15 protein-coding genes and 1 tRNA gene are annotated in these 20,670 nt (G+C 61.7%); 9 read left to right on the top strand and 7 right to left on the bottom strand.

Going from position 1 to position 20,670, the window contains the following annotated elements:
• Positions 1 to 232: 232 nt before the first annotated feature.
• Positions 233 to 598, top strand: a complete 366-nt coding sequence (gene panD, locus ACN0X9_RS12935; protein WP_417487980.1) for an aspartate 1-decarboxylase — start codon at positions 233 to 235, stop codon at positions 596 to 598.
• Between the two features lie 13 nt (positions 599 to 611).
• Here the strand turns inward: panD and ACN0X9_RS12940 are convergent, their stop codons facing one another.
• Entirely contained in the window at positions 612 to 1,319 is a 708-nt protein-coding gene (locus tag ACN0X9_RS12940; RefSeq protein ID WP_417487981.1) for an SIMPL domain-containing protein, read from the bottom strand.
• 215 nt (positions 1,320 to 1,534) lie between these two features.
• On the opposite strand from ACN0X9_RS12940, the gene ACN0X9_RS12945 reads away from it, so the two are divergent.
• The 5 genes from ACN0X9_RS12945 (at position 1,535) to ACN0X9_RS12965 (ending at position 9,230) form a co-directional block, all read left to right on the top strand.
• Positions 1,535 to 1,611, top strand: a tRNA-Ile gene (locus ACN0X9_RS12945).
• 497 nt (positions 1,612 to 2,108) lie between these two features.
• Entirely contained in the window at positions 2,109 to 2,981 is an 873-nt protein-coding gene (locus tag ACN0X9_RS12950; protein WP_417487982.1) for an SDH family Clp fold serine proteinase, read from the top strand.
• A gap of 1,009 nt (positions 2,982 to 3,990) precedes the next feature.
• Positions 3,991 to 5,559: a hypothetical protein gene (locus tag ACN0X9_RS12955; protein ID WP_417487983.1), complete on the top strand. Its 1,569-nt coding sequence runs from the start codon at positions 3,991 to 3,993 to the stop codon at positions 5,557 to 5,559.
• Between the two features lie 178 nt (positions 5,560 to 5,737).
• Complete coding sequence (locus tag ACN0X9_RS12960; protein ID WP_417487984.1) at positions 5,738 to 7,258, top strand: vanadium-dependent haloperoxidase; 1,521 nt, start codon at positions 5,738 to 5,740, stop codon at positions 7,256 to 7,258.
• Positions 7,259 to 7,406: 148 nt separating this feature from the next.
• Positions 7,407 to 9,230, top strand: coding sequence for an ATP-binding protein (locus tag ACN0X9_RS12965; RefSeq protein WP_417487985.1), 1,824 nt, complete (start codon positions 7,407 to 7,409; stop codon positions 9,228 to 9,230).
• A 3-nt stretch (positions 9,231 to 9,233) separates the two neighbouring features.
• On the opposite strand, the gene ACN0X9_RS12970 is transcribed toward ACN0X9_RS12965, so the two are convergent.
• Genes ACN0X9_RS12970 through ACN0X9_RS12990 form a run of 5 tightly spaced genes read right to left on the bottom strand, consistent with a single transcriptional unit; the run spans position 9,234 to position 16,764 of the window.
• The gene (locus ACN0X9_RS12970) at positions 9,234 to 10,787 is read right to left on the bottom strand and encodes an acetolactate synthase large subunit (RefSeq protein ID WP_417487986.1); all 1,554 of its coding nucleotides are present in this window, start codon (positions 10,785 to 10,787) and stop codon (positions 9,234 to 9,236) included.
• A gap of 45 nt (positions 10,788 to 10,832) precedes the next feature.
• A complete protein-coding gene (locus ACN0X9_RS12975; protein WP_417487987.1) occupies positions 10,833 to 11,978 on the bottom strand; it encodes an alpha-hydroxy acid oxidase in 1,146 nt (381 codons plus the stop codon).
• 33 nt (positions 11,979 to 12,011) lie between these two features.
• Complete coding sequence (locus tag ACN0X9_RS12980) at positions 12,012 to 15,143, bottom strand: efflux RND transporter permease subunit (RefSeq protein WP_417487988.1); 3,132 nt, start codon at positions 15,141 to 15,143, stop codon at positions 12,012 to 12,014.
• The gene (locus ACN0X9_RS12985) at positions 15,140 to 16,216 is read right to left on the bottom strand and encodes an efflux RND transporter periplasmic adaptor subunit (protein ID WP_417487989.1); all 1,077 of its coding nucleotides are present in this window, start codon (positions 16,214 to 16,216) and stop codon (positions 15,140 to 15,142) included. Before ACN0X9_RS12985 ends, ACN0X9_RS12980 begins: the two co-directional genes overlap by 4 nt.
• Positions 16,213 to 16,764 (bottom strand): TetR/AcrR family transcriptional regulator, encoded by a 552-nt coding sequence (locus ACN0X9_RS12990; RefSeq protein ID WP_417487990.1) that lies wholly within the window; start codon positions 16,762 to 16,764, stop codon positions 16,213 to 16,215. The genes ACN0X9_RS12985 and ACN0X9_RS12990 overlap by 4 nt, the downstream gene beginning before the upstream one ends.
• 269 nt (positions 16,765 to 17,033) lie before the next feature.
• Between ACN0X9_RS12990 and ACN0X9_RS12995 the strand changes: the two genes are divergently transcribed.
• Positions 17,034 to 17,933, top strand: a complete 900-nt coding sequence (locus tag ACN0X9_RS12995) for a S1/P1 nuclease (protein ID WP_417487991.1) — start codon at positions 17,034 to 17,036, stop codon at positions 17,931 to 17,933.
• A gap of 3 nt (positions 17,934 to 17,936) precedes the next feature.
• Here ACN0X9_RS12995 and ACN0X9_RS13000 read toward each other — a convergent pair whose 3' ends face one another.
• A complete protein-coding gene (locus ACN0X9_RS13000) occupies positions 17,937 to 18,869 on the bottom strand; it encodes an SIMPL domain-containing protein (RefSeq protein WP_417487992.1) in 933 nt (310 codons plus the stop codon).
• 188 nt (positions 18,870 to 19,057) lie between these two features.
• Between ACN0X9_RS13000 and ACN0X9_RS13005 the strand changes: the two genes are divergently transcribed.
• Positions 19,058 to 20,098 carry an SDH family Clp fold serine proteinase gene (locus tag ACN0X9_RS13005; protein WP_417487993.1) on the top strand — a complete coding sequence of 347 codons (1,041 nt, stop codon included), beginning with the start codon at positions 19,058 to 19,060 and terminating at the stop codon, positions 20,096 to 20,098.
• A 91-nt stretch (positions 20,099 to 20,189) separates the two neighbouring features.
• A complete protein-coding gene (locus ACN0X9_RS13010) occupies positions 20,190 to 20,663 on the top strand; it encodes a GAF domain-containing protein (protein ID WP_417487994.1) in 474 nt (157 codons plus the stop codon).
• The last annotated feature ends 7 nt before the right edge of the window (positions 20,664 to 20,670 follow it).

Consider the following 20,670-nt stretch of genomic DNA (forward strand, 5'->3'; position numbering starts at 1 on the left):
CCAGCAAAAGAGTATAGCCGGTTTTTGCACGTCCTGCATGAACCTTCGATGAGGCCTCCTTGTAATTGGCGTTCATGTGCCGTCGGTTCGGACAGGGCCGGCTCGCGTCCGGGCATGAAAATCGGCCGCGAGAACCAACATTGTTGTGATCCGCACATACGGTGGCCAAGCGTTGAAATTTGTCGCGCCAACCCGTATGTGCACCGCAATATGTTGTTGTTGGAGGAGCGCCATGCGCCTCACCATGATGAAATGCAAACTGCACCGGGCCACGGTGACCCAGGCCGACCTTCACTATGAAGGTTCGATCTCGATCGACCGCGACTATCTCGAGGCGGCGGGTATCCTGCCGCACGAGCAGGTTGATGTGCTCAATATCAATAATGGCGAGCGCTTCACCACCTATGCCATCGAGGCTCCACGTGGCAGCCGGACTTTCGGCATCAATGGTGCAGCGGCACGCCTGGCGCAGGTCGGTGACCGCATCATCGTGGTCGCCTATGCCGGGATGGAAGCCGCCGAGGCCGAGCAGCATGACCCGGTCGTGGTCCTGCTGGACGAGCACAACAAGGTCATCGCCAAGCCCCAGGCGGCCTGATCCAGCTTACTGATTACTGGTTGATGCAGAAATCAGCGCTGACCGTGGCGGTGAGTGTCAACTCCCCGGCAGCCACTGGTGTCGACATGCTGTCAGACATGGCCATCATCCGGCTTTCATAAACCGGCTGCGGGCGGTAATTGCTTTCGCCCATCCGGCGGATCCCGCACAGTTCGAACCCGGCCGCACCGGCGAACAGTTCGGCCTTGGCCAAAAGGGCCGCGATCGCTTCGCGACGCGCATTGTCCAGAGCGTCGTCAGTGTCTTCCGCTCCAAAGGTCACGCCGTTGATATTGTTGGCGCCAGCGGAGACCATCGCATCGATGACCTGACCAACCCGGCTTGTGTCGCGCACCTTGGCGGCGACCTGGTTGCGGGTTTCGTAGCCGATGATCGTGCGCTCGATCTGGTTGGGGGCCTGGCGGTCGGCATAGACCGGCGACACCGACAGCTGGGCCGTTTGCATGTCATCATTTTCGACGCCGGCCCGGCGCAGGGCGTCAAAGACCCGGCTCATGGCCGCCGCGTTGGCGCGGACGGCATCCTGGGCCGTCTCGGCGCGGCTCACGACGCCGGACGAGACCGTCGCGAATTCCGGCGCGATCTGCACTGTTGCGCTCTCTGACAGGGACAGGGTCGGCTCGCTCTCACCGGCCTGGGCGAAAGCGGGCGCGGCGAGGCTGGCGACGAGGGCGGTCGAGGTAATCAGGGCGCGGATCATGCACAAAACTCCGTGGCGAATGCGCCGACCGCTCCGGGATGGAGGCGGCGGCTTGTTGGCGTTGATGGCGACTCTAACATCTTCGCGCCTGAGCGCACGCTGAACGCGCGCGGTCCAATTTCGCCATCATGATGTCAAAGCCGTAATATTGCCTGCACACCCGTCTTGGCGCGCCCGCGAAGAGCCAGTAACCATGGGCCTACGCTTTAACAGCGGGGCCTGTAGCTCAATTGGTTAGAGCCGGCGGCTCATAACCGCTTGGTTGGGGGTTCGAGTCCCTCCGGGCCCACCAAAGCTAAAAATGCTATTAAAAATAGCAACTTACGGGAATTCTAGTTCTGGGAAGCCGATTGATTTCATTTGCGAAATCGCCTTGCGTGGCTTGTCGTTGATACTGATACTGAATCTCAGGTAGAGGTACTGTTGGTATCGCTGTTGGTATCGAGCCATTTTTTTGACGATACCAACAAATCGGACTTATTCGATTTTAAATCAATGGCTTAGAAACTATACTTATTCGAAAATAGTGTAATCGCTAGTATTAATCAGTTTATTAAATATTTACCTACCGATATTTGTGCAATTATGCGGATTTACAGTATACGATGATGATTAGTTCCAATATTTATTTAGCATGATATTTAGAGCAAAGTCGGTGGGCGAAAAAAGGAGCCTCTCGTTCACGCCATTCACCGGAAGCTGGTTTCCGTGTCTTCAATCTCAAATTTTGAACAGATTGGAAGAATCGTTGGGTTGCGGTATTAGGGGGGCTCAACCCGGGGAGGTGTCATGAATCCGACTGATCTTGATCACACTGTTTTTAATGTGATTAACACGAAGGCTGAGGATCTAGAAAAACAATTAGATCAGGATGTTATTTTCTATTTTGGGGCAATCCACCCGTCTCAATTTCGCGTGTTCCGCGACTTTATTGAAGATGTGGTCAGCCTATCCGAGCGTTCCGACAGGAAACTAGCAGTAGTTTTGAAGACGCCCGGTGGGTCGGCGGAAACTGTGGATCGATATGTAACGGTAATCCGGCAGCACTACGACGACGTGACATTCATTGTACCGGAAATGGCTATGTCTGCAGGTACGATTTTCTGCATGTCTGGCGACCGAATTATGATGGATTACTCTTCTGCCTTGGGGCCGATCGATCCCCAGGTGATAGCTGCAGACCAGAGCGGGTACGTAGCGGCTCTCGGGTACTTAGACAAAGTTGCGGAGATTTCGGCTAAACCCACTTTGGCCCCGGCGGACGTTGTTCTTCTGAAGAGTATGGATCTCGGAGTTCTGGCTCTCTACGAGCAAGCTCGGGATCTATCGATTGATCTACTGAAAAAATGGTTGGTGGAGTACAAATTTAAAGATTGGACCGTCCATAGAACTACCAACAAAGGTGATCGTGTTACCTTGGATGAAAAGCAGGTGCGTGCGGAGGAAATCGCGGCTGCTTTGTCGGATCACCGGTTATGGCACTCGCATGGGCGGTCGCTGAGCCTCGAAAAATTGCAGTCGCTTCGCCTTGAGATTGACGACTTTTCGGCTAATAAAGCTCTGCAAAGCGCGATACGACAGTATCACGATTTGTTGACGGTTCATTTGGAAAGGTACGGTCAACCATTCTTCCTGCATAATTGCAGGGTCAACGCTGTTTAGGGAGGGATGCCTATGGCGAGACTTACGGAGAAGGTGAATTTGCGGCTAAATGAGATGAAACCTGGTACGATAACCGGGTTGTCTTCGGCAGCAATCTCGGCGCTCGAGATGTGCGATGAATTCGAGGGAATTCAGCCGCGCGTCAGAGTTCTTCCGCTCAATGAGATGAATGGAATTAGAACCGTTCAATCTAGAGCCACTGAAGAACAATAATTTTTACGCAGTTTGGATAAACTTCCAAACTCGAGGGGGCTCAGCGCATGCGGGCCCCTTTTTTCTGGCCAGAATTCTGAGGCACTCAACCTCAAAAATAGCGACACCAGCCCCAAATATCGCATATGTACCAACTTTCTGTGTTGGTATCGACCTCTAATCGCCTGCTATACTTGACAGAGTGGTTCCCTCCGGGCCCACCACCCTTCGCCCTGCGGGCTTCGGGTGGCACGCCACCCGCAGCGCGCACCTGGGGCGAAGAGGTGCCCTCCGAAGCCTTGGCGAAGGAGGGCGATCGCCACCACCCACTCTGATCACAACCTACAAGCCGTGAGTTCCCGACGCCTGCCACCCGCAGCGCGCATCTGGGGCGAAGAGGTGCCCTCCGAAGCCTTGGCGAAGGAGGGCGATCGCCACCACCCACTCTGATCACAACCTACAAGCCGTGAGTTCCCGACGCCTGCCTCCCGCAGCGCGCACCTGGGGCGAAGGAGGGCGATCGCCACCACCGCTCTGGCGAAACTTACAAGCTGTGAGCTCCGGACGCGTGCCACCTGCGGCGCCTCCGATGAGACGCCATCGCGGTTGGCCTGCGACACCAACGCCGCACAGCAGCGGGCATCTCACACCCCGTACAACTTCTTTCGTGACGGCCCGTGCGACTCCGCGCATGGGTGCCGTGTTTTGGACAGCTACCCGTTCGACTTGTCGATTGAGTCGGGCTTCGGCAGCTGGCCTCTCAATTTTACGGCGCCGTTCGGGACAAGCCGCGCCGAAATATCGAACAGGGGACATCATGTACCGTAGTTTTCTCGCGCTTGGCGCGAGCGTTATTGCGCTGTCATCGACCGGATCTGTTGCGCTGGCTGATGACGACGCCCGTATCGAGGCGCTCGAAGCGCGAATCGAGCAATTGGAAGAGACCAATCGCCGCCTGCTCGAATTCCTTGAAGCCCAGGGCGCGATGGAGGGGAGCGCGTCAGCTCACAGCGCGCCGCACACGGCCCCGCACACCTCTCCTCACAGTGCGCCGCACGCGGCTCCACATCATGCCGCATCCGGCGATGCGCCGGCGCAGGTCGCCAATGCCGATCATCACACGGCGCACCAGGACACTTATCGTCAGAATTTCGTCGGGCTGAGCACGCAGTACAGCTTTGCCGTGCTCGACCATGCCGAGGGCATCAATCAGCGCCAGCTGATCCAGCTCCAGGCGATGCAGAACGGTCAGCTGGACAATCGCGTCACGCTGAGCGGTGGTGTGACGGTTCTGGCCGATTATCAGCGCTCGAATTCGGACACCAAGTTTGGCTGGCTGATGCGCCACCCGACCTCCGCCAACCAGATCGGTGAGGAAGTCTCCGAAATGGTCGTGCATTCCGCACAGCTGGCTGCCACGGCCCGTGTTGCCGAGAATGTCACCGCCTATGTTGAATTGCTCTATAATCCGGAACAGAGCTTCGGTTCGGGCACGATCACCGATCTCAACCGTAACCAGGTCCAGGTCCGCAAGGCCTGGGTGATGTATGGCAATCTCGACAATTCGCCGATCTATGCTGCGCTCGGCAAGATGGACACGCCTTTCGGGCTCAACGACACGGTCAGCCCCTTCACCAATTCGACGACCTGGCACTCCTTCGCCGGTCTCGCCTATGGTGGCCTGGTTGGCTATTACAATGACGGCCTGCACATCCGCGCCATGGGCATCCAGGGCGGGGCCCAGTTCCGCGCTGCCAATGCGCCGGTGCAGGGTACGAATGTCCCGTCGCGGGTGAACAATTTCGCCATCGACGCCAATTACACCTCCCCGGTCGGCGCGGATGGCTCGATCATGGTGGGGGCCAGCTACGAGCATGCCAGCCCGTATTGCCAGGCCTATCCGGTCTTCCACTTCAACCCGTGCGACGACAATAATCCGGCCTATGCGGTCTATAGCCGTGTGACGCTGGGTGCTTTTGAATTCCTCGGTGAGTTCCAGGAAACCACGGATGTCTGGCCAGGTTCGGCCGTGCCGGATCCGACCAATCCGCTCAGCGTGTTTGAAGCGCGCGAGACCAGTTCCTGGGCTGTGGGTGGCCGCTACGGGATGGATGTCGGCGCGGAAAGCCCGCTCGATATTTCGTTCGAATTCAGCCGCTTCCGGGCCGGTGATGACGGCGCGCCCTGGGAGCGTCAGGACCAGTATGTCGCTGGCCTGTCCTACTTCCTCGCGCCGGGCGTGAACATGTTCGGTGAGTATATTCACACTGATGGCTGGGTCCCGCTCAACTTCCTCAGTGGTGGCAATCTTCCCAATGGTGCCACCTGGTCCGAGCGCGATGCCACAACCGACATCCTGGCCTTCGGTATCCAGGCCACTTTCTAGCGGACCGGACAGGAATGACACGAGAAGCGCCGTCCCGCAGGGGCGGCGCTTTTTTGTTGGGAGTTGTTGTCGGGTTCGGGATCGCGAGTGTTCTGCCGGCGTGTGCATTGGATGCACAAACGGGGGTTGTTGTCGCGCAGGCAGGGAGTCATCTTCCGCCCCAGGGGGAGAAATCTACATGTTGGAATCTGTACTGATCGCGGCCGCGTTCGCCGTGACAAACCTTATGCAGGTGCCGGCGCCTGCGAATGCAGAACCGGTCAATCAGTGTCGCGCCTTCGAGCATGATGATGGGTGGCAACCCAGCGCCGCCTATCACTGGGTTGATGTCCTGCTGGATATCTCCGCGCGGGATGTGGTCAGTTTCGGCGCCCGTCCCACTGTTCTCTCGCGGCAGATGGCTATCGTGCAGACCGCCGTTTTCGACGCCTGGGCAGCCTATGACGCGACCGCGGTCGGGACGCGCTATGGCGCGAACCTGCGGCGTCCGGTGTCGGAGCGGACCGACGCGAACAAGCAGACCGCGATTGCCTTTGCCGCCTATCGAAGCCTGATCGACCAGTATCCGGCCCAGGCCGAATATGCGCGTGAGCAATTCATCGCCGCCGGTTATGATCCGGACAATCAATCCCGTGATCCTGCCACCCCGGAGGGGATTGGCAATCTGGCAGCCGCGGCCGTATTGCAGGCGCGGCATCATGATGGCGCCAATCAATTGGGCGATGAAGCCGGTTCGGACGGCGAACCCTATTCGCAATACATCATGTACCGTCCGGTCAATCATCCCGATGTCATCGTCGATGCGGATCGCTGGCAACCCATTCCGGCCTCGGATGGCGAGGGCGGTGTTCGGGTCCAGACCTGGCTGACCCCGCACTGGTATCGCGTCGCGCCGTTCGGACTGGACAGTGCGGATCAGTTCCGCGCGCCGCCGCCGCCCCTGGTGGGCAGCCAGCAATTGCTCGACGAGGCCAATGAAGTCGCCGAGATGAATGCCAATCTGACCGATCAACAAAAGGCGCTGGTCGAATTCATGCGCGACGGACCGGCCTCAACCGCCCAGTCCGGGCACTGGTTGCAGATGGCGCAAGTTGTGTCCTGCCGCGATCGCAATGATCTCGACACGGATATTCGCATGTATTTCGCGGTCGCCAATGTGGCGATGGACGCCTTCATCGCGTCCTGGGATTCCAAAATCTACTACGACACCTCGCGGCCCTGGACGCTGATCCGGCACTATCATGGCGACAGGGTAATTGAGGCCTGGGGCGGGCCGGGTCTCGGTACGACCGAAATCCCGGCCAGTGAATGGCATCCCTATTCGCCGCGGACATTTCCGACGCCGCCCTTTGGTGGCTACCCTTCGGGGCACTCAACGATTTCCGGCGCGGCAGCAGACACGCTGGCCCGCTTCACCGGTGATGACCATTTCGGTTATTCGGTGAGGGTTGAAGCCGGCTCGGCGACCGAGCCGGGCTTCGAGCATCCGCCGGTCACGCTTGAATTCCCGACCTTTTCCGGCACAGCTGACGCGGCCGGCATTTCCCGTCTGTATGGCGGCTATCATATCATGGCCGACAATCTGGAAGGTTTGGCGATGGGGCGCCGTGTGTCGGCTCATGACTGGTCGATCATCCAGTCCTATTTCGATGGAACGGCGATTGTGCCGAATCCCCTGGGCGAGCCTGAGGCCCGCTAGCGCGGGCGGGCGGAGCGGCAGGCACGCAGAGCGAACTCGCAATCGGCAGGGCGAACCCGCAATCGAAGGTGGGAAATCGTCCGGAACACACTGATTTGTTAACCCTGGCGGGCTATATTCCATCTTACTTGAGTAGGGATAGCGTACCATGCTGTGGAGACAGATCGACCGTTGGACCGGGGCCGACCCGCTCGTCGATTTCGACTACGCGATCAAATCGCGTATCGCCGTGGCCTATTCGACGATCTTCACCTTGATGGGCCTGGTCAATGCAGGCGTACTTGCTTTTGTGCTCGATGGCCGTCCGGGCATGGTCGAGCTTGGCCTGGCGTCGGCAGCCCTGGCCGGGACGGTCGGCTTCACCGGTCTGAAGCTGCGTCGACCCAATGCGACGATCGCGGTCATGATCCTGCTCGCCTCCCTGGTCTTGTTCGCAGCGGCCTGGGCCAATCGAGGGTCTTTCCCGCCGGCCACACTCTATCTCCCCGGCATTGTGCTGGGCGCCTATATCGCCTGGGGCGCGCGCGCGGCGTTCTTCGCCATCTTCCCGCTGGCCGCCTATTTCGGGCTCATCATGAGCACGGCCCAAGTGGCGGAGGTTGGGCGTTTCGGGTTCAACCCGTCCGAATTGCTCGACATGCTGGTGGCTGCCGGAGCGCTGTCCTGCGTCTGGATCGTCCTGTTTGGGTCCAGTTTCCGATCGGCCACGACGGATGCCCAAAGCGCATTGGCGACCGCTAATCAGCAGTTGGAAACAGCCTTGATCGCGGCTCAGCAGGCCAATCGGGCCAAATCTGATTTCATAGCCAATATGAGCCATGAGGTTCGCACGCCGCTCAATGGTGTCATTGGCATGACCAATGTCCTGCAAGCGGACCCCGCTCTGAATGAGGATCATCGCCGAAGTCTCGAACTGATCGATGACAGCGGCAAGGCGTTGCTCGAATTGCTCAATGGCATTCTCGACCTGTCCAAGATCGAAGCGGACGCGCTCGAGCTGGAGAGTCGCGAGTTTGATCTGGCGGGGTTGATCCGCAGTACGACCGACCACTGGCGTCCGCAGGCGGAAAGCAAGGGCGTTGCCGTGACGGTCAACAACCAGCTCGGCGACCCGGCCTGTGTGCGCGGTGACCCCATCCGCTTGCGCCAGGTGATCAACAATCTTTTGGGCAATGCCGTGAAGTTCACCCATGCTGGCCGGGTCAGCGTGTCACTCGCGGCTGTTGGCGAGGCGCGCGATGGCAAGACTCGTGTGCGCCTGGCTGTCAGAGACACCGGAATCGGTATTCCGGGCAACAAGCAGGACACGATTTTCGACCCGTTCAACCAGGTCGATGCAACGGTGACCCGGCGTTATGGCGGGACCGGTCTCGGGCTGGCTATCTGTCGTCGGCTCGTGTCGAAGATGGACGGCAAGATCACCCTGTCGAGCAAGATGGGTCGCGGCTCGACTTTCACGGTCGATCTGCCCCTGGAGCAGGTATCGGCGAGCGAGCCGGAGACCGTCGAGCGCAGCGTCGTGCCGCTTGAGCCGATCAACGCGCCTGGCCGGGTTCTGGTGGTCGATGACGTGATGACCAACCAGCTGGTGATCAAGGCCATGGTCCAGCAGATCGTGAAGGCGGATGAGCTGACGGTGGATTGTGCCTCCGGCGGTCGCGAGGCTGTCAACAAGGCGACCTCACTGGCCTATGACGTGGTGCTGATGGACATCCAGATGCCCGAGATGGACGGTGTCAGTGCCATGCAGTGCATTCGCGACACCCGCAAATCCGCCGACGCCCGGATTGTTGCGGTCACGGCGCTGGCATCGGATGATCATCGCCGCGAATTCCTGGCAGCAGGCTTTACCGACTATCTGCCCAAGCCGGTCGAAATCAGCGAGCTGCGACGTGTGCTCGAACACGCGCTTGTCATCGATCGCCGCCCCGATGACGTCCGCCCGGAAGAAAGCCGGGCGCTGCGGACCTGAGACCTAGATTTCAGCCACGATCAAATGCGGGCCGCCGGCAGCCAGCGCGCGTTGCAGCGCGGTGTCGAACTCGCCGGCCGTCCGGGCACCCTGGGCGGGCACACCAAACCCTTCCGCCAGCTTGATCCAGTCCATCTTTGGATTGTCGAGTGAGAGCATTTGCTGGGCCGCCGGTCCGGGGTCGCCGGCGCCAACCCGTGCGAGTTCGACATTGAGCACCAGGTAGGAATGGTTGGCGAAGACCACATTGATGACGTCCAGCTTTTCCCGGGCCTGGGTCCATAGTGCCTGTAGCGTATAGGCGGCGGCGCCATCTCCGCACAGCGCAAAGACCTGCTTGTCGGGACAGGCCATGGCGGCGCCGATAGCCTGCGGCATGCCCGAGCCGATGGCCCCGCCGGTCAGGCACAACCAGTCATGGCGCGGACCGTGCTCGATCCAGGGGAAAACGCCCATGCCGGACGTCGTCGCATCATCACAGATGATGGAGTCCTCGGGCATGTGGCGCAGCAGGGAAATACCCACATAGCCGGGATTGAGTGCTTCGTCGGGAAAGAGTTTGGGAGCTTGCGATCGTGCCGGCAGGTCGGGCGCGGCCTGGCAGGCGCCAAGCGCGTCCACGACGGCCTGCAAGCCCGCGATCACGTCGTCCGCCGGGCCGGCCAGTGTCTCGGTCCTGGCACTCGCCGGGGTCAGTTCGCCGGGTTGGTCGGGATAGGCAAAGAAGGCGACGGGCGGTTTGGAGCCGGCGATGACCATCAGGTCGGTTTCGCCAAGCTCTTCGAGCGCCTGTTCGCCGAAATAGCCGAGGCGCTTTGGTGACACGCGGCCATGTCCCCGCGCGATGCGCGGTACGAATGTGTCCATGAACAACCGCGCGCCGGTGGCGTCCGCGATCCTGCCGGCCGCCATAAGGCCCGCTTCGCGGCAGGCATCATTGCCCAGGAAGATGACCGGATCCCTTGCAGCACGCAGGGCAGCGACGACCGCTGCGATACGGACCGGGTCGACGGGATCGAGGCCGGGCACGGGTTGGGCCTCCAGCACGCTGGGTTCGGCGTCCGACCAGGCACAATCGGCTGGCAGGATGAGCGAGGCGACACCGCGCTCCGGACCGTAGGACTGTTGCACCGCCTCAACGGCCATTGTGGAAACCTCAGACGCGTCAGCGACGCATCCCACCCAACGAGACATTGGTCGGCAGACCCCGGCGGCGTCGGAGGTCAGTGGCGCGTCGAGCTTGATGTGATCGCGGGCATGATCGCCGACAATGTTGACGACCGGGGCGTAGGCGCGGCGGGCATTGTGCAGGTTGGCGAGGCCATTGCCGGCGCCGGGGCCCAGGTGGAGCAGAGTGCAGGCCGGCTTGTCGGCCATGCGGGCATAGCCGTCCGCCGCGCCGGTCGCGACGCCTTCAAACAGACACAGGACCGAGCGCATGCCGTCGGTACGGTCGAGCGCGGCGACCATGTGCATTTCCGACGTGCCCGGATTGGTGAAGCAGACCTCCACGCCCTGGTTGATGAGCGTGCGGACAAGGCTCTCGGCTGCAAACATGGATCGACCCCGTTGAGATGGTTTGTTGGTGTGTTGGGTGCGAGTCTAGCGCGGCATGCGGACAAAGTCCGGTGTCAAATCCGCCAGGCGCGTTGCACCGACCAGGGCCATGTCCCGCTCCAGCGCCGACACCAGAATGTCCAGCGCCCGTTCGACGCCAGCCTGGCCACCCGCTCCCAGGCCGAACAGGTAGGGTCGTCCGACCGCGACAGCCGTGGCACCGAGTGCGAGGGCCTTGATGATGTCGGTCCCGCGCCGGATGCCGCCATCAAGGATGACCTCCGCCTGACCATCAACCGCCGCGACGATGTTGGCTAGCGTGTCGATGGTCGCCGGGGCGGTGTCCAGCTGACGGCCACCATGATTGGAGATCCACACCGCGTCGGCGCCGGCATGGACACAACGCAAAGCATCGTCCGGTCGGGCGATGCCCTTGATCGCAAACGGCCCGCCCCAGGCTTCCTTTATCCACTTGGCGTCCTCCCAGGTCACCGTGCGGTCGAACTGGGAATTGAGAAACTGGATGATCCCCATCCCGCCGGTATCCATGTCGGCCCAGTTCGCGGCGAGGATTTCCGGCGTGGTTGCCATGTCCCAGAGATAGCCCGGGCGAGCGAGGACCTGGCTGATCGTCTTGGCATTGATCTTCGGCGGGATGGTGAAGGCGTTGAGATGGTCACGCTCGCGATTGCCCGCGACGGGGACATCGACGGTCAGGATCAGCCCGGTAAAGCCGGCCGCTCTGGCCCGTTCCATCGCCTGTTCCACAAGCGTCCGGTCTTTCCAGACGTAAACCTGGAACCATTTCGGCCCGTCCGTGTGCTGCGCGATTTCCTCGATCGTGGTCGAGGCGAGGGTGGAGAGGCAATAGACCAGCCCGACCTTCTTAGCTGCCCTCGCCACGGCCGCTTCCCCGGCGCGCGGATTGAACAGGCGCTGGGCGGCTGTCGGTGTGACGATGATCGGCGCCTTGCTGGTGGCGCCCATGACCGTCGTTTCCAGCTCGATCTTCGAGACATCCACCAGCGATTTGAAGTTCAGCTCGTAATCGCCATAGCGGCGGTCATTGCGACCCAGCGTGATCTCGTCATCGGCGCCGCCATCGATATAGTCGAACACCATTCGCGGCAGTCGCTTGCGGGCCAGCGCCCGCAGCGCCTCGATATTGTGGGCATTTTCTATCGCTGTCATGGGCGGGAGCGTTGGCCGCTTCCCGCCCCAGCGTCAAGCCTCGACAGGCTCTGGCAGCGCGTCATCCTTGCGCCGCTTTTCCGGTTTGATGCCGAAGAAGAGCGCGTACAGGACCGGCACCGCGATCATGGTCAGCACGGTGGCGAAGGTCAGCCCGCCGATAATGGTCACCGCCATGCCCTGGAAGAAGGCATCGCTGATCAGCGGCGTCATGCCGAGGATCGTGGTGCTGGCTGCCAGAAGGACCGGCCGCAGACGACTGATCGACCCATCGCGCACCGCCACCAACCGGTCAGACCCGCCGCGGATCCGCATGTCGATCTCGTCGACCAGCACGATCGCGTTCTTGATCAGCATGCCGGACAGCGACAGCAGGCCCAGAAGGGCGGTGAAGGAGAAGGCGACATTGGTGGCCAAAAGACCGATCACCACCCCGTTCACCGACATCGGCACCACAGCCCAGATGATCAGCGGCTGGCGGATGGTCGCGAACAGCAGGAAGGAGATGGTCAGCATGGCGATGAAGGTGAGCGGCAGCTGTCCGCCCAGCGAGGCATTGGCTTCGGCTGACGCTTCATACTCGCCGCCCCATTCCAGCGAATAGCCGCGCGGCAATTCGATGGCCGCGAGCACCGGCTGGAAGCGGGCAAAGCCTTCCGCGGCGGTTTCCCAGCCATGCGGGTTGGCCCGCACCGAAATCGTCCGGGTCCGGTCGCGGCGCTGGATCAGTACGTCTTCGAACTCCAGTGCGAATTCCGACACGATCTGGCTGATCGGCACATAGGCGGCCTGTTGCGGGCTCCAGACCAGCCGGTCATCGAGATAGGCCGGATCGGCGCGTTCTGCTGCCGGTGCGCGGGCAAGGATCGGGATCAGGGTCTCGCCTTCGCGATAGACGCCGATCTGATTGCCGTCCGTGGCGAAGCGCAGCGCATTGGCGATATTCTCACGGGTGACACCGATGGTCTGCGCTGTCTCCTCGATGATGACCGGACGCAGGACCGGGGTGCGATTGCGCCAGTCGGTGCGGATGTCGATGACATCGGCATCGGCGTGCAGCGCGGCCATTGCCTGTTCGGCCAGTTCGCGCAGCACATCGGCATCCGGTCCCGAGAAACGCGCTTCCAGCTTGGCGCCCGATGGCGGGCCGAAGACGATCCGGTCGGTGCGGATTTCGGCATCGGGGACCGTTTCGCGGACATGGGTCAAGATACGGTCGGCCAGGCCCGGGATGGACTCAAGGTCCCGGGCCCAGACGATGATCTGACCATAGGCAGTATTGGGCTGTTCAGCCGTATAGGTCAGCATGAAGCGGGTCGCGCCGGCGCCGACGAATGTATCGATCGCCGTGGTTTCCGGTTGATCGGAAACGAAACTGCCGATTTCCCGCATGGTGGCGTCGGTGGTCAGGATGTCGGTGCCCTCAGGCAGTTCGACATTGACGTAGAAGACCGGCGTGTTGGTGGCCGGGAAGAAGGAATTGCGGACCGACCCGAAGCCGGCATAGCAGACAAATGTGATGATGATCAGCAAGGCCAGCACGACCCAGCGCCGTGACAGGGCGAGGTTCAATAGCCCGCGATAGCCATTGAACAGGCGCCCGGTGTACAGGCTCTCCTCATCATGATTGTGATCGGCGGCGGCCTGCGCTGCGGCGCGCTGGGCGGAGAAGAGGTGGAAGCCCACCATCGGCACGACGGTGACAGCGATGACCCAGCTCAACAGCAGCGAGATCGCGATCACGGCGAACAGGGAGAACAGGAATTCCCCGGTCGCATCCGGCGACAGGCCGATCCCGGCAAAGGCGAGGATGCCGATTACCGTGGCGCCCAACAGCGGCCATTGCGTGGTGGCGACGGCTTCCTCGGCGGCTTGCATGCGCGGCTTGCCCCGCATGACCCCGGTCAACATGCCCTCGGTCACCACGATGGCATTGTCGACCAGCATGCCCATGGCGATGATCAACGCACCCAGGGAGATGCGCTCCATCTCCAGCGAGAACAGGCTCATGAAGAAGATCGTGCCGGCGATGGTCAGGAATAGCACGGCGCCGACGGTCAGGCCGGCCCGCCAGCCCATGAAGATGCACAGCACCCCGATCACGATGGCGATCGACAGGGCGAGGCTGACCAGGAAGCTGTTGATCGCATCATCGACGACCTGGTGCTGTTGGTAGATCGGATGCAGCTCGACACCCAGCGGCAGGCTGGTCTCAAGCTCTGCCAGACGCGCTTCGACGGCATGACCGACATCGACGATATTGGCCGTCGGCAGGCCCGCGACGCCGATCGTGAAGGCGCGGACATTGTTGTGATAGATCAGCTGGGTGGGGCGTTCGACCGTGTCGCGGCGGACCTCGGCAATGTCGGACAGGCGGATCGCCTGATCACTGTCGCGCGGCGTGATCAACAGGTTGGAAATCGCTTCCGTGCCGCCAAGCGTCTGCGGAATGTCGACCCGGACGAGCCGGTCATTAAGCGGTGCCGATCCGGCGGCGACGACGGCGTTTTCCTGTTCCAGATCCTCGAGGAGATCGGCATAGGACAGGCCGAGGCGGGCAAGGTTTTCCTGCGGGATCTCGATATAGATGCGCTCGTCCGGCTCGCCCTCGACTGCGACTTTGGCGACATCCTCGACGGTCAGCAATTCGCGCCGCAACATGCGCGCAACATCGCGGATGCGACTGTCGGAATAGCCCTCGGCGGTCACGGCATAGAAAATCCCGTAAGTGTCGCCGAAATCATCATAGACGACGGGCGCGCCGACGCCGGGCGGCAGGCTGCCGACCGTGTCCCTGATCTTGGCCCTCAGCCGGGTCCAGACGGCCGGCATGTCGCCGCTGTCGATGGTGTCGTCGATCGTGACATGGATTTCCGAGATTCCCGGCGAGGATTCTGACCGGATTTCATGAACTTCACCAAGCTGCTGGATGGCGATTTCCAACGCTTCGGTGACTTCCTGTTCGACCTCTTCCGCGGTCGCGCCGGGGTAGGCCGTGAAGATGATGGCTTCCTTGACGGTAAAGGCCGGATCTTCCAGGCGGCCGACATTCATGAAGCCGGCCAGTCCGCCGAGCAGGCAGAACAGGATGACCATCCAGGTCAGGACGGGCTTTTCGATCGACAGGCGTGCGAGGGCGCTGGACGGGGTGTTGGCGGTGCTCATTGCGGCTGCCCAAAGCGGGTATTGTCGGAGAGGGGACGAACGGCCATGCCTTCGTGCAGGGCGGTGACCCCGGCGGTGACAACCCGGTCACCGGCAGCAATGCCGGATGTGATGATGATCATGTCACCCTCGAAGCCGTCGCTGGTGACAGGGCGTGATCCGACCGTGCTGGTATCCGGATCAAACACCCAGACCCGCTGTGATCCGTCTGGCGCGGCAGCGACTGCGTTGAGGGGGACACGCAGTCCGAGGCTTACACTGCCACTGCTGGCAAATTCGGCGAACACCGTGGCGGTCATGCCCGGCAGGAGATTGGCCGGCATGTCACCGGGCAGGGCCGCGATGGCGCGGTAGGTGCGCGAGGCTGTATCCGGTTCGGATACCAGTTCGCGGGGCTCCAGCGGAAAAGTCTGACCCGGCAGGAAGGCGAATGCCGCGTCCAGTGAGACAAGGTCCTCGCGGTCGAAGGTGGCGACCATGCTCTCGGAAATCGGGATGGAGACGCGCAATTCCGACACATCCATCAGGCGCACCACCGGCTGGCCGGGTGAGACGATGGTGTAATTGTCGACGAGGCGGCGGCTGACCAGAGCGTCAAAGGGCGCGGTCAGGGTCGCATAACCCAGATTGCGGCGAGCCGTCTGCAAGGCAACTTCACGCAGGTCGTAATTGGTCTGGGCGCTGTCGAGGGCGGCCTGCGAGGCGATGCCGCGCTCGTGCAGGGTCTGCTGGCGCTCCAGTTCGGTATTGGCCTGCTGCAACTGCACCCGTGCTTCCCGCTCGGCGCGCTGGAAGTCTTCACGGTCCAGCGCAGCGACGAGCGTGCCCTGTTCGATCAGGACGCCCTCACTGAGCGGCAATTCGGCCAATTGTCCGCCGACCTGGAACGCCATGTCGACGCTCAGACGGGCTTCGACCCGGCCTACAAATTCATGCCGTGTCTCGCCGCTATCGGCGACCACTTCGGCGAGCTGGACCAGGCGAGGCGGCGGCGGTGGCGCGACAATTTCCTCGGAACAGGCCGCGAGGAGGAGGCTGGTGCCGAGGGCGGCGAGGAGCGGGAAGCGGGTCATTGGTAAAGCTCGTGGGTCAGGCGCACCAGCCGATCGCGGATCTGGGTGAGCTGATTTTCGGGAATGGTATCGAAGCCAAGCAGGGTCGAAAGTTTCAGCCCGTCCATGGCGAGCAGAAGAAGCCGGGCGCCGACCGGGTCCGGCGTGTCGTCGCTGAGACGCTGGAAGGTGGACGACATGAAGTCGCGGGCCGGGTCCAGCAGATCAGGGTGTTCTGCCGAGGCGGCCAGAAGCGCCATGGACAATGTCTTGCGCTCGTCATGCCGGTCGAACATGGCGTTGAAAACATGGACGAGCGGCGGCTCGCCGGCGGCATGGGCCGCGGCCTCGCAATTGGCGAAGTCCTGGCTGATATCCGCCATCATCCGCTCCACCATGCCCTTGAGCAGGGCGACCTTGTTGGGGAAATGATAGAGGACACCGCCCTTGGAGACACTGGCTTCGGCGGCGACCGCATCGATCGTCAGACGGCGTGCGCCGTCGCGACCGACCACGGTTTCGGCGGCGTCGAGAATGGTGTCCCTGGTTGAAGGTTTGCACGCAGTCATGCTGGGATTGATCCTGTATTGTTGCGGTGCACATAAACCGTCCAGACGGTACAGTCAATACCGTCCAGACGGTATAGTTCCGGCATCCCGAAAAAACTGTCAGTCGCTATCCGCTGCCAGGCCAGACGCGTGAAAGATTACAAATTCCAATTATTCTACCGGGGATTGCGGTTTGAGCGAATTGCCCGCCTTGGCTAGTGGAGGCGAAGCGCCGGCTCTTCTACAGACCGGGGATGGCACCGGGCGGGTGCCGCTACCCGGAGCAACCCATGTCCAGTTTCCTGCGCCTTTTCGCGGCTGCGAGCTTGTTGGCATCTCTCGTCACCGTTGCGCCCGTTGAAGCCTATGGCCGCGACGGTCATCGCATTGTCTGTGACCTGGCCTGGCGCTACCTGTCCGATGAAACCCGCACCGAGATCGACCGGCTGGTCGCCCAGGATCCCGAATTCGATCATTTCCGCGATGTCTGTTCCTGGGCCGATGAGGTACGTGGTTCCACTCACCGGCACACGGCGCCCTGGCACTACATCAACCAGACCCGCGACGATCCGCGTGTCGACGCCGAAGACTGCGCCGAAGGCGGCTGCATCACCTCGGCCATCGACCTGCATGCCGGCATCTTCGTCGACCGTTCGCGATCGGATGCCGACCGTCTGGAAGCGCTGAAATTCCTCGCCCACTGGATGGGCGACATTCATCAGCCCCTGCATGTCTCGATCGAGGGTGATCGCGGTGGCAATGACATCAATGTGCTGTGGCGCGGCGAGCGCCGGACCAATCTGCACCGGGTCTGGGACAGCGAGATCCTGCTCGACTACATGGCCGAGACCTGGTCCTATATCGATGAAGACGACCGCTGGGCCCAGCTGGCCGACCAGCTCGCCGCCGATATCCCGCTCAATGGCATCAGTGTCTACACACCACTCGCCCCGATCGACTGGGCCCAGGAAAGCCACGATATCGTCCGCTCGCGCGGCTTCGCCTATTACTGGGCCTCTGCCGAGGAAACGATCGAGCCGGGCGATGCATACTATGCCCGCAACCTGCCGGTTTCGCTGCAGCGCCTCAAGCAAGGTGGTGTCCGCCTGGCAGGTCTCCTCAACCAGCTGGTCGAGGAGCGCCAGGTGTCCGGAACGGGCGCGGCCACGGGGTCCGGCGCGTTGAACTAGGGGCTACTCGACCGCGAAAACCGCACAAACTTGTGTTTCAAACCGCATCGGTTCGAAGTCGGCGGCAAGGGCGAAATCGCCGGACACTTGGATGTGAGCGGATGGGTCAATATAGCCGACTGCTCGAAGTTGCTCGCCGTCGATATTGGTAATCGGCGACGGGGACACGGTGTCGGTCCGTCGAATGCGGCTGCCAGTCACGACGACGCGGTCATCGTCTTCATTGCGACCGATCTGGCCGTAATCGCCATTGTCCAGGCCCGCTGGTGTCGCAGGCGGTCGTAGGCAGGGTTGCTGACCTTCCAGCGGGATTTGGACGGGCCCGAGCCGTCCGCCAGCCGACTCCGCGACGATGCGCGCCCGCTCGGTCGCGTCACCCACCGCCGCGGCGAAGGCCTCTCGGTAGAGCGCGGCGCTGGGCTGCATGGAAAAGCCGACATCGCCCGAGCGCGCCGGACCGGCCGCCATGGCGGCGCCGCGAAGCTCGGAAATCTGGTCCAGATTGAAAGCGATCACTTCGATGGTGACGGAAGCGGTGTAGCCGATGAGGGCGTCCGGGTGCCGGTTCTCGACCAGGCGCTCGGTATGCTCACCGATCCTCTGGGAGACCTGCTCATAATAGGGCGAGACCTGCAGGTCGGAGGTAACCCGGATATTGTCGCCATCAATCTCGCGCATGGCCTGCGTAACCGAATTGGCACGGGCCACGGCTTCGGCCACCGCATCCTCGCTGACCTCGTTGCGGGCCTCATAGGTGACCGAGAATTGTCCGCGATTGGGCAGGACTTCAATATAGGCGCGACCGATCGCTTCGACTGACGCTGTTCGTGCCCAGACCGGCGCTCGTGTATCGGTGGGCTCGCCATTGCTGCCAAAGCCGCATCCGGCCAGGACCAGGGCCGGCAAGCTTGCCGCCAACAAGACTGATTTCTTCATCTGGCATCCCTTCATCTGATCAAAACTTGGCGCGCGATTCCCCGGTCATGCCAACCGCAATTGGTGCCGGTCTGCCACGCAAGTGGAGATAATGGAGTGATCCGCCCCCCGCCTTCACGCTTTTGCTTGTTGCACTTGTTAGTGTTTGGTTAATATCCGGCCCGTGCGGCGTGCGCGTGGGGGTGAGTATGATCGACGGTGTGGACAATACGGTGCTTTACGGCGTGGCCGGGGCCGGTCTGTTTGTCCTGATCGTGGCGATCAGCGCTATTTCCATGCATCTCAATCGTCAGCGGGCGGTGTCCGACGAGCGGCAGGTTTACAAGCTGCGCCGCAAGCGGGTGGCGCGCTATGAGGACGCCAAGAAGTACTACGAGAAATTCCGCAAGAAGATCGAGAGCGGCAACACCGTCCTGATCGATCTCATCCATGATCTGGGCGATGATTTCGTCGGTCGCGACAGTGCCCAGCAGCAGATCGCCTTTGACGAGGCCTTCGAGGCCGTCGCCTCGATCCGCCAGGCCAATCCGCGAGCGCGGATCATCGTCGTGCTGCACACGCTGGGCGGCTATGCCCGGCCGGCCCACATGATCTCGCTGGCCTTGAAACAGCACCTGGCGAAGGCCAAGGCCAAGGGGCATTACAACCCCAAGCGCGAACCACAGGTGATCGCCTATGTGCCCTATGTGGCCATGTCCGGCGGCACGATGATCGCGCTGGCGGCCGACAAGATCGTCATGGATCCGACCGCCTCGCTCGGTCCGATTGATACCATTTATGGCGGCTTCCCGACCGAGGCCTACAAGGAACTTCTCGCCCAGAAGGGGCCGCTGGCGACCCAGGATGTGTTGGTCATGCTGGCTCATGAAGCCGAGAAATATGACCGCTATGCCGGCAAGGTGGCGCGCGACATCGTCAATCCGGTGCATCGGGTCGACGAGAAGGTCGAGCATCACATCGCCGACACCCTGTCGGCCGGCACGTTGTCGCACAGCCAGGCGATCGCGCCCGAGGACGCCAAGGCGCTGGGGATGAACGTCAAGACCAAGATCCCCGATCTCATCTACGGTCTGGTCGATGCCCGCATCCGCATGATCCATACCCGGCTCGAATTCGAGGCGCGGCGGATGGAAGATGAAGACGGGCCCGGTGACGGCAAGGGCGATGATGCGGAACAGGCCATCGAACGCGCTATCCGCCAGTCGCTGCGCGGCAATGTGCGGCTGTGACTGTGCGCCTGTAGGCGGTTGTGCTGCCGACACCCCTTGAACCTTCGTCGCCACGCTCCGATCTTCCCGGAAGTCAGCAAGGGATGATCCAATGAGTTCAAAAGCCGCCGATTATCAGGATGTGCGCAAGCAGATCGCCGCCGTGATCGCCGGCGAGACCAGTCGCACGGCGCGTCTGGCGACCGCCAGTTGTCTCCTGCGCGAGATGTTCGGCGAGCGCTTTTTCTGGACCGGCTTCTACGAAGTCGATCCGGCCAAGCCGACCGAACTCGTTGTTGGCCCCTATCAGGGCACGATGGGCTGTCTGCGCATTCCTTTCGGTCGCGGTGTCTGCGGCGCGGCGGCAGCGACCGGCGAGACCCAGCTGGTTGAGGATGTGCACGCCTTTCCGGGCCACATTGCCTGTGACAGCCGGTCCAACTCGGAAATCGTTGTGCCGGTACGCGATTCGGCCGGCCAGCTGGTTGCCGTGCTGGACATCGACTCCACAGAGTTCGGGGCGTTCGATGCGGATGACCAGGCCGGGCTCGAGGCCATTTGCGGCGAATTGCTGACCCTCGACTGAGCGCGGC

The organism is Maricaulis sp., from assembly GCF_048268525.1.
Lineage (GTDB): Bacteria > Pseudomonadota > Alphaproteobacteria > Caulobacterales > Maricaulaceae > Maricaulis.

Excerpts from the sequence above, each read along its gene's own strand:
- ACN0X9_RS12970 (WP_417487986.1), bottom strand. The coding sequence starts at position 10,787 with ATGTTTGCAGCCGAGAGCCTTGTCCGCACGCTCATCAACCAGGGCGTG.
- ACN0X9_RS12950 (WP_417487982.1), top strand. The coding sequence starts at position 2,109 with ATGAATCCGACTGATCTTGATCACACTGTTTTTAATGTGATTAACACG.
- ACN0X9_RS12985 (WP_417487989.1), bottom strand. The coding sequence starts at position 16,216 with ATGACCCGCTTCCCGCTCCTCGCCGCCCTCGGCACCAGCCTCCTCCTC.
- ACN0X9_RS13010 (WP_417487994.1), top strand. The coding sequence starts at position 20,190 with ATGAGTTCAAAAGCCGCCGATTATCAGGATGTGCGCAAGCAGATCGCC.
- ACN0X9_RS12955 (WP_417487983.1), top strand. The coding sequence starts at position 3,991 with ATGTACCGTAGTTTTCTCGCGCTTGGCGCGAGCGTTATTGCGCTGTCA.
- ACN0X9_RS12975 (WP_417487987.1), bottom strand. The coding sequence starts at position 11,978 with ATGACAGCGATAGAAAATGCCCACAATATCGAGGCGCTGCGGGCGCTG.
- ACN0X9_RS12990 (WP_417487990.1), bottom strand. The coding sequence starts at position 16,764 with ATGACTGCGTGCAAACCTTCAACCAGGGACACCATTCTCGACGCCGCC.
- ACN0X9_RS12965 (WP_417487985.1), top strand. The coding sequence starts at position 7,407 with ATGCTGTGGAGACAGATCGACCGTTGGACCGGGGCCGACCCGCTCGTC.
- ACN0X9_RS13005 (WP_417487993.1), top strand. The coding sequence starts at position 19,058 with ATGATCGACGGTGTGGACAATACGGTGCTTTACGGCGTGGCCGGGGCC.
- ACN0X9_RS12940 (WP_417487981.1), bottom strand. The coding sequence starts at position 1,319 with ATGATCCGCGCCCTGATTACCTCGACCGCCCTCGTCGCCAGCCTCGCC.
- ACN0X9_RS12995 (WP_417487991.1), top strand. The coding sequence starts at position 17,034 with ATGTCCAGTTTCCTGCGCCTTTTCGCGGCTGCGAGCTTGTTGGCATCT.
- ACN0X9_RS12960 (WP_417487984.1), top strand. The coding sequence starts at position 5,738 with ATGTTGGAATCTGTACTGATCGCGGCCGCGTTCGCCGTGACAAACCTT.
- ACN0X9_RS13000 (WP_417487992.1), bottom strand. The coding sequence starts at position 18,869 with ATGAAGAAATCAGTCTTGTTGGCGGCAAGCTTGCCGGCCCTGGTCCTG.
- panD (WP_417487980.1), top strand. The coding sequence starts at position 233 with ATGCGCCTCACCATGATGAAATGCAAACTGCACCGGGCCACGGTGACC.
- ACN0X9_RS12980 (WP_417487988.1), bottom strand. The coding sequence starts at position 15,143 with ATGAGCACCGCCAACACCCCGTCCAGCGCCCTCGCACGCCTGTCGATC.